1 protein-coding gene is annotated in these 1,089 nt (G+C 46.0%); it reads right to left on the bottom strand.

The genetic code is table 11. From position 1 onward, the window contains the following. Window positions 1-36: 36 nt before the first annotated feature. Window positions 37-984, bottom strand: a complete 948-nt coding sequence (locus tag AEA42_RS11975) for an IS30 family transposase (protein ID WP_055647838.1) — start codon at window positions 982-984, stop codon at window positions 37-39. Window positions 985-1,089: the final 105 nt, after the last annotated feature.

The raw sequence follows: 1,089 nt of genomic DNA, 5'->3' as shown, positions 1-1,089 counted from the left end.
CCCGAATTCAACTGCGAAGTGCGACACTCGCCAATATCAAGCAGCCAATACCATTTCTTTAAAGACAATCGCTGGTTGCTTGAAATCTAAACACTTTTTCGGTCGATAATTTATCCGTGATAAAGCGAATTCAATATCACTGTCTGTTACCGTTGTTAGGTCGGTTCCTTTCTTCACATATTGCCTTAAAAGACCGTTAGCATTCTCATTGGCTCCACGCTCCCAAGAACTATAAGGGTGGGCAAAGTAAACATCAGCCTCCAACTCCTTTGCGATGGTTTCATGGCCTGCAAACTCTCTCCCGTTATCTGCCGTGATGGTATGGACATGCTCCTTGTAAGGCATGAGTAGCTCTATGGTTGCTCTAGTGACATCATCCGCTGACTTGGATGGCACTTTCTTCACCAAGTAAAATCGTGTTTTACGCTCTAAAATAGTCACCATCGCCCCCGTGCCGTGCTTGCCTAATACGGTGTCGATTTCCCAATCACCAAATCGCTCCTTACTGTCAACGATGCTTGGCCTATCATCGATAGAAACCGCATTTTTGATCGCTGGTGCTTTCTCTTTTTTACCGCGACGATACCGCTTGTGACCTTGCCTCAAGTGGCGATATAACTTGCCACCCGAGCGTTTATCCTGCGCAACAAATCGGTAGATCCACTCATAGCTGACAGCGGCACCGACTTTAGTTAATACACTGGAAATCTGCTCTGGACTCCAATCCGCTTCTAAAAGGAGGCGGATAAAATCAACACGCTCCTGAGGTATTCTGTATTTACGCGCTAATGTGCGTTTTTTGAGTGATAACACCTGAGCTTCGTTTGGGCAATAATGACTGCCCTTGCTGCCACGTTTAAGCTCCCGATATACCGTGGAGCGATGGCACTGAACGGTTTTAGCAATCTCAGAAACTGAAATCCCCCGTTCCAAAAGAGCAGAAATCTGGTATCTTCTGCCTTCGGTCAACTGCTGATAATTCATGGTAGTACTGCTTGTTTCTTTGGCGAGAAGAGCGTACCACTTTTAGCAGTTGGCTTCCTCTTCTACACCTTTCCATGAATGTCGCACTTATTATCTGAAATCGGG

Source organism: Shewanella sp. Sh95 (genome assembly GCF_001308045.1).
GTDB classification, from domain to species: Bacteria; Pseudomonadota; Gammaproteobacteria; order Enterobacterales; family Shewanellaceae; genus Shewanella; species Shewanella xiamenensis.
The sequence above is the reverse complement of the archived record's forward strand: the minus strand, read 5'-3'. Positions and strand labels throughout refer to the sequence as shown.

Excerpts from the sequence above, each read along its gene's own strand:
- AEA42_RS11975 (WP_055647838.1), bottom strand. The coding sequence starts at position 984 with ATGAATTATCAGCAGTTGACCGAAGGCAGAAGATACCAGATTTCTGCT.